Genomic DNA, 16399 nt, shown 5'->3' on the forward strand with positions numbered 1-16399 from the left:
GTCGGCCCCCTCGCTGTCGGTGGCCCCCCATAGACTGGGGCGAGCCCTTTTCACCGTTCAAGGAGACATACGACCGTGACGGACATCGTCGACGAGCTGAAGTGGCGCGGGCTGTTCGCCCAGTCCACTGACGAGGACGCTTTGCGCAAGGCGCTCGCGGACGGTCCCGTCACGTTCTATTGCGGTTTCGACCCGACCGCGCCGTCCCTGCACGTGGGCCATCTGGTGCAGGTGCTCACCGTGCGCCGGCTCCAGCAGGCCGGGCACCGGCCGCTGGCGCTGGTGGGCGGCGCGACGGGTCTGATCGGCGACCCGCGCCCGACCGCCGAGCGCACCCTGAACGACCCGGAGACGGTCGCCGGCTGGGTCGGCAAGCTCCGCGCCCAGATCGAGCCGTTCCTGTCCTTCGAGGGCGAGAACGCGGCCGTGATGGTCAACAACCTCGACTGGACCGCGGGCCTGTCCGCGATCGAGTTCCTGCGCGACATCGGCAAGCACTTCCGCGTCAACAAGATGCTGACGAAGGACTCGGTCGCCCGGCGGCTGGAGTCCTCCGAGGGCATCAGCTACACGGAGTTCAGCTACCAGATCCTCCAGGGCATGGACTTCCTCCAGCTCTACCGGCGCTACGGCTGCACGCTCCAGCAGGGCGGCAGCGACCAGTGGGGCAACCTCACGGCCGGCCTGGACCTGATCCACAAGCTGGAGCCGGGCGCCGAGGTGCACGCGCTGGCGACCCCGCTGATGACGAAGGCGGACGGCACCAAGTTCGGCAAGACCGAGGGCGGCGCCGTCTGGCTCGACCCGGAGATGACCACGCCGTACGCGTTCTACCAGTTCTGGCTGAACGTGGACGACCGCGACATCTCCCGGTACATGCGGATCCTGTCCTTCAAGCCCCGCGAGGAGCTGGAGGAGCTGGAGCGGCAGACCGAGGAGCGGCCGCAGGCCCGGGCCGCGCAGCGCGCGCTCGCCGAGGAGCTGACCACGCTGGTGCACGGCGCCGACCAGACGGCCGCCGTGATCGCCGCGTCGAAGGCCCTCTTCGGCCAGGGTGAGCTGACCGACCTGGACGAGCGGACGCTGGCCGCGGCGCTGTCCGAGGTGCCGCACATCCGGGTCGCCGAGCTGGGCCCGGTCGTCGACCTGTTCGCCGAGGTCGGCCTGGTGGCCAGCAAGTCGGCCGCGCGGCGGACCGTGAAGGAGGGCGGCGCCTACGTGAACAACGTGAAGGTCGCCTCGGAGGACGCCGTCCCGGCCGCGGAGGACCTGCTGCAAGGGCGGTGGCTCGTGCTGCGGCGCGGCAAGAAGAACCTCGCCGCCGTGGAGGTCGCCCCGGCGTGAGCGCCGCCGCGCGGTGAGCGCTCCGGCGTGAGCGCCGCGCGGTGAGCGCTCCAGCGTGAGCGCCGCCGCGGTGAGCGCTCCGGCGCGAGCGCCGCAGGAGTGCGGGTGAGCTGCCGGCCGCGGCTTTCGTCGCGGTTTATCGCGCAGTTCCCCGCGCCCCTGGGCGCGCGCTTCGCGCTATACCCGGTGTTTGCGCTTGCCCAGCGTCGCCATGTACAGCATGTCGCCCACGGCCACGATGATGATGGCGGCCACGAGCTGGAAGGCGTGCCGGCTCCAGTCGATGCCGGGCGTCTCCTCCACACCGAAGCCCCGCGCTATGGCGTTGCCGGCGATCGCGCCGAGCATGCCGAAAATGGTGACCAGCCAGATGGGACTGTGCTGTTTGCCCGGAATGATCGCCTTCGCGATCAGGCCCAGCACCAATCCCACGATGATCGCCCACAACCAGCCCATGGTTGCCTCCTCGTCCGGCTCGACGTGAGCAGTACGCCCAGTTTCGGCCCGTGCGCCGTACGGCGCATGTCGGGCGCGGCCGTACGCGTCACCGGCCGGGCCGTACACGGGACCCGGCGGGCCCGTTCGCGCAGGCGAGAGGGCGACCCGGTCTCGTGGGCGGCGCGGGCGCGGCGTACCGTGGAGATGTCCCGGCCGGATGTCCGACCGGTGCGGCGGACGTCGGGACGGGCCTGGGAGAGTCCGATGCGGGCGGATGGTGGAATGTGATGCGGAAACTGAGGGACGGCGGGAACGCCCAGGTGTTCCGGATCACCGGAGCCCGGCAGGGCCTCCAGGACGACGTCCGCGGGCGGCAGCGCCGGTACGTCATCTCGATGAGCGTCCGGACGGTCTCGGTGATCCTGGCCGCGGTGCTCTGGAACGTGGAGCGGCACGTCGCGATCGTGGCGCTGGTGCTCGGCGCGGTGCTGCCCTACATCGCCGTGGTGATCGCGAACGCGGGGCGGGAGAACGCGCCGTCGCTGCCCTCCACGTTCGTGGCCGTGCCGCCGAGGACGATGATCGAGCCGCCGCGAGCGGAATCCCCGGCGGAAGGCACGGCGGACGATCCGGGTCCGGGGGCACGGAACTGAGCCTCGGGACGGGCCCCGTGCCAAGCTCAGGAAAAGCTCAGATCAATCTGTTGTTCCGGTGCCCGGCAACCGGTTACGCGTGACATACTGCGTACGCGCTCCGCATCCCCCGTCGGAGCGATGGACCGACGCCGGGCAGCTCCCCCCGTGGCTGCTCGGCGTCGTTTTTTCTGTGCGGCTGTGAGACGAAGCGTGAGTGACGAGAACTCCCCCATCTGTTCCGCCAAGGGCTGCCGGGCCGCCGCCGTGTGGGTGCTGGCCTGGAACAACCCGAAGATCCATACGCCGGAGCGACGCAAGACGTGGCTCGCGTGCGAGGAGCATCGCGAGCATCTGTCGCAGTTCCTGGGCGTCCGGGGGTTCCTCAAGGACGTCGTACCGCTCGCGGAGTGGGAACAGCAGCAGCCAAGCTGACGCGCCGTCCCCGCCCCGCGCCTCTGCCGGGTGCTCCGCTAGCCGCCGATCGCGGACATCGGCCGGTCCGGCTGGACGAACGTGGGGTCGTCCAGGCCCGCGCCGGCCTTCTTGCCCCACATGGCCAGGCGCCAGACGCGGGCGATCTCCTCGTCGGGGGCGCCGGAGCGCAGGGCGGCCCTGAGGTCGGTCTCCTCGGTGGCGAAGAGGCATGTGCGGACCTGGCCGTCGGCGGTGAGGCGGGTGCGGTCGCAGGCGGAGCAGAACGGGCGGGTGACGGAGGCGATCACCCCCACGCGGTGCGGTCCGCCGTCGACCAGCCAGCGCTCGGCCGGTGCCGAGCCGCGGGCCTCGTCGCCCTCGGCGGTCAGCTCGAAGCGGGTGCGCAGGGAGGTCAGGATGTCGCCTGCGGTGATCATGCCGTCGCGCTTCCAGCCGTGCTGGGCGTCCAGGGGCATCTGCTCGATGAACCGCAGTTCGTAGTCGTGCTCGACGGCCCAGGCCAGGAGGTCGGGAGCCTCGTCGTCGTTGAGGCCCGGCATGAGGACCGAGTTGACCTTGACGGGGGTGAGGCCGGCCTCGCGGGCGGCGTGCAGACCCTCGAGGACGTCCTTGTGGCGGTCGCGGCGGGTGAGGGCCTTGAAGACGTCGGGGCGCAGGGTGTCCAGCGAGACGTTGACCCGGTCCAGGCCGGCGGCCTTCAGGGCGGCGGCGGTGCGCTTGAGGCCGATGCCGTTGGTGGTCAGCGACATCTGGGGGCGCGGGGCGAGGGCGGCGACCCGCTCGACGATGCCGACGAGACCCGGGCGCAGCAGGGGCTCGCCGCCGGTGAAGCGGACCTCCCTGATGCCGAGGGAGGTGACGGCGATGCCGATGAGGCGGACGATCTCGTCGTCCGTGAGCAGGTCCGGCTTGGCCAGCCACTGCAGGCCCTCCTCGGGCATGCAGTAGGTGCAGCGCAAGTTGCACCGGTCGGTCAGCGAGACGCGCAGGTCGGTGGCCACCCGGCCGTAGGTGTCGATGAGCACGAGGCCCCCTCCCGTCGCGGATCGGTCGTCCCGGTCGTCTGTCCTCAGGTGCGAGCCTACGTGACACCCCTGACAGTGACACCAGCCCGATCCCACGACGTAAGACGCGGCCGGGTCGTAGGTACCTACCAGGAACCCACGGCCCGGCCGCTCGGAGGATCGGCTCAGTGCGCTCCGGTGCCGGTCAGCGACCGCACCTCCAGCTCGGCGTACTTGCCCTTGTCGGGCTCCTCCTTGGACAGGACGGTGCCGAGCCAGCCCATCAGGAAGCCGAACGGGATGGAGATGATGCCCGGGTTCTTCAGCGGGAACCAGGCGAAGTCGACGTCGGGGAACATCGCCTTGGGGTCGCCGGAGACGACGGGCGAGAACAGCACCAGGCCGACGGCGACGATCAGACCGCCGTAGATCGACCACAGGGCGCCCTGGGTGGTGAACCGCTTCCAGAACAGGCTGTAGAGGATCGTCGGCAGGTTGGCGGAGGCGGCGACCGCGAAGGCGAGGGCGACCAGGCCGGCGACGTTCAGGTCGCGGGCGAGGGCGCCCAGCAGGATGGAGACGGCGCCGATGCCGATGGTGGCGAGGCGGGCCGCCCGGACCTCCTCCTTCTCGGTGGCCTGCCCCTTGCGGATGACGTTCGCGTAGATGTCGTGGGCGAACGACGAGGACGAGGCGAGCGTCAGGCCCGCGACCACGGCGAGGATCGTCGCGAAGGCCACCGCCGAGATCGTGGCGAGCAGGATCGCGCCCCACGCGGAGTCGACGCCGCCCAGGTGCAGGGCGAGCAGCGGCGCGGCGGTGTTGCCGGACGGGTTGGACGCGATGATCTCTTCCTGGGAGATCAGCGCGGCTGCGCCGAAGCCGAGCGCGATGGTCATCAGGTAGAAGGCGCCGATGATGCCGATCGCCCAGTTCACGGACTTACGGGCGGCCTTGGCGTTGGGCACGGTGTAGAAGCGGATCAGGATGTGCGGCAGGCCGGCGGTGCCGAGGACCAGGGCGATGCCGAGGGAGATGAAGTCCAGCTTGGAGGTGCCGGTGGCGCCGTACTGCAGGCCGGGCTCCAGGAAGGCGGCGCCCTTGCCGCTGTTCTCTGCGGCCTTGCCGAGCAGGTCGGAGATGTTGAAGTCGAACTTCAGCAGCACCAGGAAGGTGATCAGGAGCGTGCCGCCGATGAGGAGGACGGCCTTGACCATCTGGACCCACGTGGTGCCCTTCATGCCGCCGATGGAGACGTAGACGATCATCAGGACGCCGACCAGGGCGACGATGAGGATCTTGCCCGCGTCGGAGGTGATGCCGAGCAGCAGCGAGACGAGGACGCCGGCGCCGGCCATCTGGGCCAGCAGGTAGAAGATCGACACGACGATCGTGGAGGTGCCGGCGGCGGTGCGCACCGGGCGCTGGCGCATGCGGTACGCGAGGACGTCGCCCATGGTGTAGCGGCCGGAGTTGCGCAGCGGCTCGGCGACCAGGAGCAGCGCGACCAGCCAGGCGACGAGGAAGCCGATGGAGTACAGGAAGCCGTCGTAGCCGAAGAGGGCGATGGCGCCCGCGATGCCGAGGAAGGACGCGGCGGACATGTAGTCACCGGAGACGGCGAGGCCGTTCTGGAAGGCGCTGAAGGAGCGTCCGCCCGCGTAGAAGTCGGCGGCGTCCTTCGTCTGGCGGCCCGCCCAGACGGTGATGAACAGGGTCGCGACCACGAAGGCCGCGAACAGGGTGATGATCAGTGGCCGGTGCTCGCTGGCCTCGTTGGCCGCGAGGGTCATGGCGAGGCTCATGCGCCGCCCTCCATCCGGGTCTTGATGGCCTCGGCCTTGGGGTCGAGCTTCGCGGCGGCGTGCCGCGCGTACCACCAGGCGATGAGGAACGTGGTGACGAACTGGGCGATACCGAAGACGAGGGCGACGTTGATGTTGCCGAACAGCTTGGTGCCCATGAAGCCGCCCGCGTAGTTGGAGAGCAGGACGTACAGCAGGTACCAGGCGATGAAGGCGACGGTCAGCGGAAAGGCGAAGGAGCGGTAGGAGCGGCGCAGTTCACCGAACTCGGCGCTCTCCTGCACCCGGGCGAACTCCTCGGTGGACGGGAGCCGGTGTTCGGTCTTCGAAGGGGGCGGTGAGTCGGTGGCCACGGAGTCTCCTCGCGGTGCGGGTGGTGACAAGGGTGATCGGGATCACACGAACCGGGCGGCGATGGTAGTGGCCCCCGGCGTGATCCGACAGGGGGCTCGCCTCGTGCCCGGCCTCTTGTCCAACGTCACGGCGCCGTGGGGGAACCGGTTCAACCGCGATCGGCGTAAATCTGTGAAGTCATCGCGGTGACAGCATTGCTGGTCAGCGAGTTGGCGATATAGCGTCCCCCTGCACCATCGTCATGCACCTGCCCGAGCACCACCTTGTGTCTCGGGCCGGTTTCGTTTCCGGATGATGTGGAGACCCCATGGCTCATCTGCGCTCCAGACGCCGACTCGCCCTCGCGGTGCCGGTCGTGCTGTCGCTGACCGCCTCGCTCGGCTTCCTGCCCGCGACCGCCTCGGCCGCGCCGGTCCAGGAGACCGCCACGCGGGCGGCGGACGCGCCCGAGCTGGCCTACGTCGTGAACACCAAGGTGAACAAGGGCACGATCGCCGCGGTGAAGAAGGCCGTGACCGCGGCCGGCGGCACCGTCGTCGCGACGTACGCGAAGATCGGTGTGATCGTCGCGCACTCGGCGAACCCCGACTTCGCCAAGGAGATACGCACCGTCCGCGGCGTGCAGTCGGCGGGTGCCACGCGCACCGCCCCGCTGACTCCCGCGGGCACCACGGACGAGGGCGCCGCCGACTACCTGACGGCCGCGGAGGCCGCGAAGGTGACGGCGGCCTCGGCACAGACGCCGGGCAGCGAGCCGCTGGAGGCCGACCAGTGGGACCTGCGGGCGATCGGCGCGGACAAGGCCGCGCAGATCAACCCGGGCAGCAAGAGCGTCACGGTCGCCGTCATCGACACCGGTGTCGACGACACGCACCCGGACCTCGCCCCGAACTTCTCCAAGTCGCAGTCCGCGAACTGCGCGGGCGGCGTGGCGGACACCAGCGAGGGCGCCTGGCGGCCGTACACCGAGGCGGACTACCACGGCACCCACGTGGCCGGTGAGATCGCCGCGGCCCGCAACGGCGTCGGCGTGGCCGGTGTCGCGCCCGGCGTGAAGGTCTCCGGCATCCAGGTGACCGACCCGAAGAACGGCCTCTTCTACGCGGAGAGCGTCGTCTGCGCCTTCGTGTTCGCCGCCGACCACGGCGTGGAGATCACGAACAACAGCTACTACGTCGACCCGTGGCTGTACAACTGCATGGACGACCCCGACCAGCGGGCCATCGTCGACGCGGTCAACCGGGCCCAGCTGTACGCCCAGAAGAAGGGCACCCTGCACCTGGCGTCCGCGGGCAACTCCAACCACGACCTCGACGCGGACGCGATCGTGGACGACTCCAGCCCGAACGACACCACGCCGGTCGAGCGCACCATCGACCCGCACGAGTGCTACGACGTGCCGACCCAGCTGCCGGGCATCGTCACGGTCAGCGCGACGGGCGTGCACAACCTCAAGTCGTACTACTCGTCGTACGGCAACGGTGTGGTGGACGTGGCCGCGCCGGGCGGCGACCGGCGTTACCAGCTGCCGGACACCCCGTCGAAGGACGGCCGCATCCTGTCCACGATGCCGAACAACCAGTACGCCTTCCTGCAGGGCACCTCGATGGCCTCCCCGCACGCCGCGGGCGTCGCCGCGCTGCTGAAGTCGGAGCACCCGTGGGCGACTCCGGCGCAGCTCCAGGCGCTGCTGAAGGCGCAGGCGGACAACCCGGGCTGCCCCGAGTCCTACGACCAGGACGGCGACGGCGACCAGGACGCGGTGTGCGAGGGCGGCAAGCGCGTCAACGGGTTCTACGGCTTCGGCATCGTGAACGCGCTGGACGCGGTGAAGTAGCTCTCCTCGGGTCTCTCCTCGGGTTTCCTCGGGGGTCTCCTTCGATGCCGGGCCGCGCGGTCTTCCGCGCGGCCCGGCATAGTGCACCCATGAGGAACATTGCTGACGCCTGGTCCGCGCTCGGCGGGGATCCGGCACTGGCCGGCCGGGTCGCGGTGACGGCCCGGCGCGGGGCGCTCGACGCCCGGCTCCCGGTGCGGGAGGCGGCGCGGGCCTGCGTGGCCGTGTGCGCGCTGGCCGCCGCCGAACTGGGCGCGCGGCGGGCCGGGCTCGCGCGGGTGCCCGGGGTGCGGGTGGACGACGGGGCGGTGGCGACGGCGTTCACCAGCGAGCGGCACCTGCTGCTCGACGGGCGGGCGCCGGTCAACTTCGCCCCGCTGTCGCGGTTCTGGCGCACGGCGGACGGCTGGGTGCGCACCCACGCCAACTTCCCCCACCACCGTGAGCGGTTGCTGTCCGCGCTCGGCGTGACGGAGGACGAGGTGGAGGCCGCGCTCGCCGAACGGTCCGCGCGGGAGGTCGAGGAGAGCGTCTACGCCGCCGGGGGCCTCGCCGTGGCCGTACGGACGCCCGGCGAGTGGGCCGGGCACCCGCAGGCGGCGGAGGTGGCGCGGCGCCCCCTGGTCGAGCGGGCGCGCCTGGACGCGGCCCCCGCGCGGCGGCTCGCCCCGCCGGCCGGCACTCCCCTGCTGCCCGCGGCGGGGCTGCGCGTGCTGGACCTGTCGCGGGTCGTCGCCGGGCCCGTGGCCACCCGCACTCTCGCCCTGCTCGGCGCGGACGTGCTCCGCGTGGACCCGCCCCACCTGCCCGAACTGCCCGACCAGCACGCCGACACGGGCTTCGGCAAGCGCTCGGCGGTCCTCGACCTGCGCGCCGGCCTGCACGCCCTGGACGACCTGCTCGCCGCGGCGGACGTCGTCGTCACCGGCTACCGGCCGGGCGCGCTGGACCGGTTCGGGCTGTCCGCCGAGGCGCTGGCCGAACGGCGGCCGGGGCTGGTGGTGGCCCAGCTGTCGGCGTGGGGCGCGTACGGGCCGTGGCGGGAGCGGCGCGGCTTCGACAGCCTGGTGCAGGCCGCCACCGGGATCGCCGTCACCGAGGGCACACCGGACCGCCCCGGCGTGCTGCCCGCGCAGGCCCTGGACCACGGCTCGGGCCATCTGCTCGCGGCGGCGGTGCTGCGCGCGCTGACGGAGCGGTCGTACGACGGCGGCGGCCGGCTGGTCCGGGTGGCGCTGGCGCGGACGGCGCGGTGGCTGACGGAGGAGGTGACGGCGGACGCCGGAGAGGCAGGGGTTGCCTCCTACGACGGCGCGGGACCCTGGCTGGCCGAGCGGGACAGTCCGCTGGGCCGGCTGCGCTACGCGCTGCCGCCGGTCGCCTTCGAGGGCGGGCCCGCCGACTGGTCCCGGCCGCCGGGCCGCTGGGGGACGGACGAGGCGCGCTGGGCGTGAGACGGGAGAGCGCGAGGTGACCTCGATACGACCGGCCTTCGAGGCCGCAGGGATGGAAGCCACCACCGCGCGGCGGCGCGACGCCGGTCTCGGCCGGGCCGTCGCCGTGCTGGTCCTGGTGGCCCTGGGGGCGCTGCTCGGGCCGTCCGCCGCCCTGCACGGCACCGGAGAGTCCGCCGCACCCGGCGCCGGCGGCATCGCGCTGCTGCGGACGGTCCTGTTCGCGGCGCTGTGCGTGCCGCTGGGCGAGCTGTTCGTGCGGCGGCTGGCGCGGGCCGTGCCGGGCGCTCCCGCCGTACGGCCGCCCAGTGCGGCGGCGTGGGCGGCGGGCGCCGGGTTCGTGGCCGCGCTGGGGCTGGCCTCGGTGGTGGCGACCGGCAACCTGGTGCCGCGCGGCCCGGGCGAGATCGACATCGGCGGCCTGTACGCCACGCGGGACGGCACGCTCGCCCTGCTGGAGGTCAACGCGTTCGCCGTGGCGGGCCTGTGCGCCCTGTCGCGCCGTCCGGGGACGCAGGTGTGGCCGCTGGCCGCGGTGGCGGTCGCGGAGGCGCTGCGCGCCCACCCGACGACCGAGCCGAGCCCGCTCGTGGGCTCCGCCCTGACGCTCGTTCACGTGGTGTGCGCGTCGCTGTGGGTGGGCGGTCTGCTGTACGCGCTGCGCACCGTGCGGCTGTGGGGCGCGAAGCGGGCGGGCGCGGCGCTGCTGGGGCTCTACGCGCGCGTGGCGGCCGTTCTGCTCGCCGCGCTCACCGCGACGGGCCTGGTGAGCACGGTGCGCCGGATGCCGCCGGAGACCGTCCTGGAACAGCTGACGACGACGGCGTACGGCCGCACCCTGCTGGCCAAGGTGCTGCTCGTGGCCGTCGTCGCCGCGCTGGCGCTGTGGGCGCGGGTCCGACTCGCCCGCGCCGCCGACCCGCTGACCGCGTGGGCGCCGGCCCGCGCGGAGGTGGCGGTGCTGGCGGTCGTGGTGGCGGTGTCGGGACTCCTCACGGCGGTGCCGGTGCCGATCCGCTGGTGACGGCCGGACGGTGACCTCACCTTGAGGCCGGCCGAGGGTGGGTGGCCCTCCCCCGGTCTCGGCGGCCTCTACGGGACCGGACGGACCTCACCGCGCGGCGGCGCGGTCACCGGGTGCGTGCCGAACGCCTCGAGGGTGCCGCGGACGAGCAGGACCTGCGCGGCGAGGTACGTGAGCATGATCCACAGGTCGGGTCGCGGCGGCTGCGGCCAGTCGGCGACGCCGGTGGCGATGAGGGTGTCGGAGAGCACGAACAGCGCGCCGCCCACGCCGGCGGTGCGGCCGAACCGGGTCCCCGCGCGGTACGCCATCGCCGTCAGCAGCAGGCTGTAGCCCGCGACGGGCACGCGCAGATCGGCGGGCAGGCCGGGCCAGAGGGCGGCGAGGGTCGCGGCGAGGACGACGCCGTACCCGGCGAGCAGGGCGCGGTGGCGGGCGCGGCGACGGCCGTACGCCCGGAAGAGCAGCAGGTAGCAGACGTGCCCGGCGGCGAACGAGGCCATGCCGGCGAGGAAGGCGGGCTCCGCGCCGGACAGCAGCAAAACGTCTCCGCCCCAGCCGCACAGCAGCGCCGCGACCAGCAGCCGGGAAACGCCGCGGAGTGCGGCGTGGGCGGCCAGCAGGGGCATCAGGAGCGGTTTGGCGACCAGGTGGCCGGCGTCGAGGCCGGCCGCGAGGCAGACGAGGTCGGCGAGGGCCGCGACGGCGAAGGCGGTGAGCAGGGCGCGGCGGAGTCTCATGCGACGACGGCCTCGTCGGCCGCCTTCCCGCCGTCGGTCTTCGCCGCGTGCGGTACGGGCTCGCCGTCGGTCTCGGGCGTGGTCGGCACGGGTTCGCCGTCGGTCTCGGTCATGGGCGGTACGGGCTCGCCGTCGGTCTTCACGGTGGGCGGCGCGGGCTGCCAGCCCGGTCCCCGGAACACGCGGCCCGCCCGCTCGCGCCAGCCGGACGCGGCCTTCATGTCCCTGGCGATGGCGACGTATTCGTGGGTGGCGACCTTCAGCGGGTTGTAGGTGTCGATGTTCTTCGTCAGCCCGTAGACGGGCCGTTCGGTCTCGGGGGTGAAGGAGCCGAAGAGGCGGTCCCAGACGATGAGGATGCCGCCGAAGTTGCGGTCCAGGTAGCCGCCCTGCGAGGCGTGGTGCACCCGGTGGTGGGACGGCGTGTTGAAGACGAACTCGAACCAGCGGGGCATCTTGTCGATGCGCTCGGTGTGGATCCAGAACTGGTAGACGAGGTTCGCCGACGAGCAGAAGGCGAGCGCGGCCGGGTGCACGCCGGCGGCGATCATCGGGACGTAGAACGGCCAGACGGTCAGCGAGGTCCAGGGCTGGCGCAGCGCGGTGGTGAGGTTGAACTTCCGGCTGGAGTGGTGGACCACGTGGCAGGCCCACAGGATGCGGATGACGTGGTGGCCGCGGTGGGACCAGTAGTAGAAGAAGTCCTGCGCGAGGAGCATCAGGGCCACGGTCCACCACAGCACGGGCACGCGCAGCGGGGTGAGTTCGTAGACCGCCGTGTAGATGGCGACGACCGGGAACTTCCACAGGAAGTCGAAGAACAGGCTGCCGAGTCCCATGGTCACGCTGGTCGCGGCGTCCTTGGTCTCGTACCCGGCGTGGTCGTCGTCGGGATGGAGCCGAACGCTGATCATCTCGATGATCGTGAGCAGCAGGAAGGCGGGTATCGACCAGACCACGACATTGGGGAGGTTCGGCATTCCTGCACCGTAGGACCGTCGTACGGCGCGGTCCAGACGTTGTTACCGATAAGTATTACCGGCGGTAAGCGCTTGTTTGTTGGCGATCTCCGCCAATGGCGCACACGCGCGTGCCTACGATTTCCTGCGCCGAGGGGGAACGAGGGGGAGCCGGGGAGCATGCAGGGGCTGGAGACGGTGCTGGTCCGGCTGGCCGCGACGGTGGCCTCCTCGCTGGTGAAGCCGGTCGTGAAACCCATGGTGATGCCGGGCACGGGCGCGGGCCTGGTGGCGGACCCAGTACGGCCGCTGCCGAAGCCCGCGCCACCGGAGAAACTGGCCCGCGTGCTGTCCGCGCGGATCGCTCACGCCCACGCGGGGCTACCGGAGCACGAGCGGCTGGCGGCCGTGGCGGCCGTCCAGGACGCCTTCGCGGCGGCGGCACCGCTCGACGCCGACCGGCTCTTCGCCGCCGACCTGGACCCCGCGCGGCTGGCGCGCGAGATCCGGCGGCCCGTGCCGGACCTCGCGGAGCGGGCCCGGGTGCTGCACGCCGAGCTGCTGGATCTGTGCTGCGCGCACCTGGTCGAACAGCTCACCGCCCAGCCGTCGTTCGCGGCCCGCGCGGCGGTGGAACAGACCCGGCGGACCGGGGCCCTGCTGCGGGACCGGGAGTCCGAGGCCGGCGGGACCGCCGCCGCGCTCGCCTTCGAGGAGCGGTACGCGCGGTACGTCGCCGAGACCCACGGGCGTCTGGAGCTGTTCGGGGTCACCCTCGGCCGCGCCCGCGCGGAATGGTCGCTGGACACGGCGTACATCAGTCTCGCCGTGAGCACGCAGCGGCGTCACGCGCCGGACCCCGAGTGGTGGCCGGTGGACGGCGCGCACGCCCATGTGAAGGTCGAGCAGGCCCTCGCGGGCACCGACCGGCTGGTACTGCGCGGCGCGGCGGGTTCGGGGAAGTCGACGCTGGTGCAATGGCTGGCCCTGAACGCGGCCCGGCGCGGCTTCGGCCCGGAGCTGGCCGACTGGAACCGGTGTGTGCCGTTCGTCCTGCGGCTGCGGTCCTTCCCCACGCCCGACGGGCTGCCGCTGCCGGAGGACTTCCTCTCCGCGTCCGGGGTGCCGCTGCGGGCGCCGGACGGATGGGTGCAGGACCTGCTCGACAGCGGGCGGGCGCTGGTCCTGGTGGACGGCGTCGACGAGGTCCCCGCGCGGTCGCGCGGCCGTACCGAGCACTGGCTGAGGTCGCTGGTCACCGCGTTCCCGCAGGCGCGGTACGTGGTCACCACCCGCCCGTCCGCCGTCCCGGAGGACTGGCTCGACGGGCAGGGCTTCACCGCGCACACCCTGCTGCCCATGGAACGGGACGACGTCCGCGCGTTCATCGGCCACTGGCACGACACCGCCCGCCGGGAGTGCGCCTCCGCCGCCGAACGGGACCTGCTCGACCGGTACGAGGAGAGCCTGTACGAGGCGGTCGCGACCCGGCGCGACCTCGGCCGGCTGGCGACCAACCCGCTCATGTGCGCCCTGCTGTGCGCGCTGAACCGCGACCGGCGGATGCACCTCCCGCGCGCGCGGAAGGAGTTGTACGACGCCGCCCTGGACATGCTGCTCGTCCGCCGGGACACGGAGCGGGAGATCACCGCGGTCGAGGGGGTCGTCCTCTCACGCGAGGAGCAGACCGCGCTGCTGCAGCGGCTGGCGTACTGGATGATCCGCAACGCCCAGATCCAGGCCGAGCGGGACGAGGTCGTCGGCATGCTCGACGAGTGGCTGGCCGCGATGCCGCAGGTGCGCCGGCAGGGCGACGCCGAGCAGGTCTTCACGCATCTGCTGATCCGCAGCGGCCTGCTGCGGGAGCCGGTCCCCGGATACGTGGACTTCGTGCACCGCACCTTCCAGGACTATCTCGGCGCCAAAGCGGCCGTGGAGGCACGGGATTTCGGGGTGCTGGCCCGCAACGCCCACGACGACCAGTGGGACGACGTGGTGCGGATGGCGGTGGGGCACGCGCGCGTGGCGGAACGCGGGAGCCTGCTGCGGCAGTTGCTGCGCCGCGCGGACCGCACGAAACGGCACCGGGAGCGGCTGGTGCTGCTGGCGGCGGCCTGCCTGGAGCACGCGCCCGAACTGGACCCCGAGGTGCGCGCGGAGGTGGAACGGCGGACCGGCGAGCTGGTGCCGCCGAGGAACGCGCAGCAGGCCGAGTCGCTGGCCAAGGCCGGAGAGCTGGTACTGGAACTGCTGCCGGGGCCGGACGGGCTGAGCGACGAGGAGGCCGCGGCCGTGGTGCGTACGGCACGGCTGGTCGGGGGTGATGCCGCGTTGCGGGTGATCGCCCGGTTCCGCGGGGACCAGCGTCCGCGGGTTCGCGCGGAATGGGCCTGGGCCTGGCCGTCGTTCGACACGGCCGAGTATTTCGAGACGATGCTCCGCGGACAGGTCGGACCCGACCTCACGGTGCCGTTCGAGACCGCCGAGCAGCTTGCGTACCTGCCCCTGCTTCCGGAACTGACGAGTGCGCAGTTGGTGGGCGACCACGGCATCCCCGAGGCCGTCCTGGAACACACCCCGCTGTCGTTCCTCCATTTTTCCGACAACCCCTCGCTCAGCGATCTGTCTCCCCTGCGCCGGCTGCCCCGTCTGGAAAGCCTCGGACTCATTCAGTGCCCGGCCGTGAAGGACCTCACCTCGGTGGCCGGGCTGCCCCTGCTGAGACTCTTCCTCTACTTCGCGCCCGCGCGGCTGTCGTTGGCACCGCTGAACGACATGCCCACCCTGCGGCACCTGGTGTTCGACTTCACGCCGGTGGAGAAGAGCCTGGCGGAGCTTCCCTTCGCGACGCGGCTCACCGGTCTCGGCTTCTTCCGCGCCGCCGCGGCCATGAAGCTGACGGGTCTGGAGGCGCTGAGCGCGCTGGAATGGCTCACCGTGAACGAGGACCACCAGTGGCTCGACTTCCTCGCCGCCGGCGCATTCTCGCCGCTGCGCAGCCTTGAGATTCTGGACGTCCGTTATGTCGATCTCGCCCGCATCGTGCCGCACCAGGACCTCGAATACCTGTATGTCGGCAAGGCGGACCGCGTGGACAACGTCGCCGCCCTGGCCGAGCTGCCCCTGCTGCGGAAGGTGCACTTCTCCCGTTGCGGCACCCTCGACACCGCCCCCCTCACCGCCCTGGAACACCTCACCGTCTCCGTCGACTGACCTTCGCGCACACGCGTACGACCCCCGAACGGGCAGACCTGCCACGGCACCTGAGGGAGGGCGCTGTCAGTCCCGGCCCGTATCCTCAGTGACCATGCTCGAAGACCACACGACCGCAGCGTCCTCCGCCACGACGTGGCCGGCCGCGTATCCGCACGGATACGCGGTCGTTGACGTGGAGACCACCGGCCTGGCCCGCGACGACCGGATAATCTCCGCGGCCGTCTACCGGCTGGACGCGCGCGGCGAGGTCGAGGACCACTGGTACACGCTGGTCAACCCGGAGCGCGACCCCGGCCCCGTGTGGATCCACGGTCTGACGAGCGAGGCACTGGAGGGCGCGCCGCTCTTCGCGGACATCGCCGAGGAGTTCGCGACCCGCCTGGAGGGCCGGGTGCTGGTCGCGCACAACGCGGTCTTCGACTGGCAGATGATCGCCCGGGAGTACGCGCGGGCGCGGCGCGAGCCGCCGGTGCGGCAGCGGCTGTGCACCATCGCGCTGTCCAAGGCGCTCGACCTGCCGCTGCCCAACCACAAGCTGGAGTCGCTGGCGGCACACTTCGGCGTGGTCCAGCGGCGCGCGCACCACGCGCTGGACGACGCGCGGGTGCTGGCCGAGGCGTTCCGGCCGAGCCTGCACGCCGCGGCCCGGGACGGTCTGCGGCTGCCGCTGCACGAGTGCCGGCCGCTGACCGAGTGGACGGACCGGCCCGCGCCGCGCATCGGACAGCAGGCGGGCGGCCCCGGCGGCTACGGACACCGGGCGACCGGCTGGCGGCCCGCCAGGAAGCGGCCCGCGTGCCCGTACCCCAACCCCGGACGATACGAAGAGGGCAAAAGGCTCAAACAGGGCATGCGGGTGGCGTTCTCGGGCGACACCTCGGTGGAGCGGGAGCTGCTGGAGGACCGCGCGGTCGAGGCCGGCCTGCATGTGGCGACCAGCCTGTCCCGGCTGACCAGCCTGCTCGTCACCAACGACCCGGACTCGGGCACGTCGAAGGTGCTCAAGGCGCGGCAGTACGGCACACCGGTGGTCGACGAGGCCGCGTTCGGCCAGCTGCTGGCAGATGTGGAACCGGCCTCGGAGCAGTGACCGTACGGACGGGTGATTGCCGCGCGACTCGCCCGTCGCCCGCTCGCCCGCGCGGCGGGGACGG

General features: G+C 72.2%; 15 protein-coding genes. 8 read left to right on the plus strand and 7 right to left on the minus strand.

All coding sequences use genetic code 11. The features are described from left to right. Nucleotides 1-75: 75 nt before the first annotated feature. On the plus strand, nt 76-1344 hold the full coding sequence (gene tyrS, locus AB0K92_RS15270; protein WP_365922941.1) for a tyrosine--tRNA ligase: 1269 nt from the start codon (nt 76-78) through the stop codon (nt 1342-1344). 177 nt (nt 1345-1521) lie between these two features. Here the strand turns inward: tyrS and AB0K92_RS15275 are convergent, their stop codons facing one another. Continuing rightward, nucleotides 1522-1800 (minus strand): GlsB/YeaQ/YmgE family stress response membrane protein, encoded by a 279-nt coding sequence (locus tag AB0K92_RS15275; protein WP_365760677.1) that lies wholly within the window; start codon nt 1798-1800, stop codon nt 1522-1524. A 269-nt stretch (nt 1801-2069) separates the two neighbouring features. On the opposite strand from AB0K92_RS15275, the gene AB0K92_RS15280 reads away from it, so the two are divergent. Continuing rightward, a complete protein-coding gene (locus AB0K92_RS15280) occupies nt 2070-2435 on the plus strand; it encodes a DUF3099 domain-containing protein (protein WP_365922943.1) in 366 nt (121 codons plus the stop codon). Nucleotides 2436-2627: 192 nt separating this feature from the next. Continuing rightward, nucleotides 2628-2849 carry a hypothetical protein gene (locus AB0K92_RS15285; protein WP_365922945.1) on the plus strand — a complete coding sequence of 74 codons (222 nt, stop codon included), beginning with the start codon at nt 2628-2630 and terminating at the stop codon, nt 2847-2849. 38 nt (nt 2850-2887) lie between these two features. On the opposite strand, the gene moaA is transcribed toward AB0K92_RS15285, so the two are convergent. From moaA to AB0K92_RS15305, 4 genes are all read right to left on the minus strand, one after another. Continuing rightward, nucleotides 2888-3877, minus strand: a complete 990-nt coding sequence (gene moaA / locus AB0K92_RS15290) for a GTP 3',8-cyclase MoaA (protein ID WP_365922947.1) — start codon at nt 3875-3877, stop codon at nt 2888-2890. 164 nt (nt 3878-4041) lie between these two features. Next, nucleotides 4042-5661 (minus strand): cation acetate symporter, encoded by a 1620-nt coding sequence (locus tag AB0K92_RS15295; RefSeq protein WP_365922949.1) that lies wholly within the window; start codon nt 5659-5661, stop codon nt 4042-4044. Continuing rightward, entirely contained in the window at nt 5658-6014 is a 357-nt protein-coding gene (locus AB0K92_RS15300) for a DUF485 domain-containing protein (protein ID WP_365922951.1), read from the minus strand. The genes AB0K92_RS15295 and AB0K92_RS15300 overlap by 4 nt, the downstream gene beginning before the upstream one ends. 149 nt (nt 6015-6163) lie before the next feature. Continuing rightward, the gene (locus AB0K92_RS15305) at nt 6164-6331 is read right to left on the minus strand and encodes a hypothetical protein (RefSeq protein WP_365922953.1); all 168 of its coding nucleotides are present in this window, start codon (nt 6329-6331) and stop codon (nt 6164-6166) included. Here AB0K92_RS15305 and AB0K92_RS15310 point away from each other — a divergent pair. The 3 genes from AB0K92_RS15310 to AB0K92_RS15320 all read left to right on the plus strand — a co-directional run bounded on the left by AB0K92_RS15310 (nt 6323) and on the right by AB0K92_RS15320 (nt 10330). After that, on the plus strand, nt 6323-7852 hold the full coding sequence (locus AB0K92_RS15310; protein WP_365922955.1) for a S8 family serine peptidase: 1530 nt from the start codon (nt 6323-6325) through the stop codon (nt 7850-7852). The genes AB0K92_RS15305 and AB0K92_RS15310 overlap by 9 nt on opposite strands. Nucleotides 7853-7941: 89 nt before the next feature. Then, nucleotides 7942-9306: a CoA transferase gene (locus AB0K92_RS15315; protein ID WP_365922957.1), complete on the plus strand. Its 1365-nt coding sequence runs from the start codon at nt 7942-7944 to the stop codon at nt 9304-9306. A gap of 52 nt (nt 9307-9358) precedes the next feature. Beyond that, nucleotides 9359-10330, plus strand: a complete 972-nt coding sequence (locus AB0K92_RS15320) for a CopD family protein (protein WP_365923111.1) — start codon at nt 9359-9361, stop codon at nt 10328-10330. A 68-nt stretch (nt 10331-10398) separates the two neighbouring features. On the opposite strand, the gene AB0K92_RS15325 is transcribed toward AB0K92_RS15320, so the two are convergent. Both AB0K92_RS15325 and AB0K92_RS15330 read right to left on the minus strand, forming a co-directional pair. Further along, the gene (locus tag AB0K92_RS15325; RefSeq protein ID WP_365922959.1) at nt 10399-11070 is read right to left on the minus strand and encodes a lysoplasmalogenase; all 672 of its coding nucleotides are present in this window, start codon (nt 11068-11070) and stop codon (nt 10399-10401) included. Then, complete coding sequence (locus AB0K92_RS15330) at nt 11067-12050, minus strand: sterol desaturase family protein (protein ID WP_365922961.1); 984 nt, start codon at nt 12048-12050, stop codon at nt 11067-11069. The genes AB0K92_RS15325 and AB0K92_RS15330 overlap by 4 nt, the downstream gene beginning before the upstream one ends. Nucleotides 12051-12209: 159 nt before the next feature. Here AB0K92_RS15330 and AB0K92_RS15335 point away from each other — a divergent pair, with 159 nt between their 5' ends. Then, entirely contained in the window at nt 12210-15242 is a 3033-nt protein-coding gene (locus AB0K92_RS15335; protein WP_365922963.1) for an NACHT domain-containing protein, read from the plus strand. A 94-nt stretch (nt 15243-15336) separates the two neighbouring features. Beyond that, on the plus strand, nt 15337-16335 hold the full coding sequence (locus AB0K92_RS15340; protein ID WP_365922965.1) for a DEDDh family exonuclease: 999 nt from the start codon (nt 15337-15339) through the stop codon (nt 16333-16335). The last annotated feature ends 64 nt before the right edge of the window (nt 16336-16399 follow it).

The sequence above is a fragment of the Streptomyces sp. NPDC052687 genome (assembly GCF_040678395.1).
Classification (GTDB): domain Bacteria; phylum Actinomycetota; class Actinomycetes; order Streptomycetales; family Streptomycetaceae; genus Streptomyces.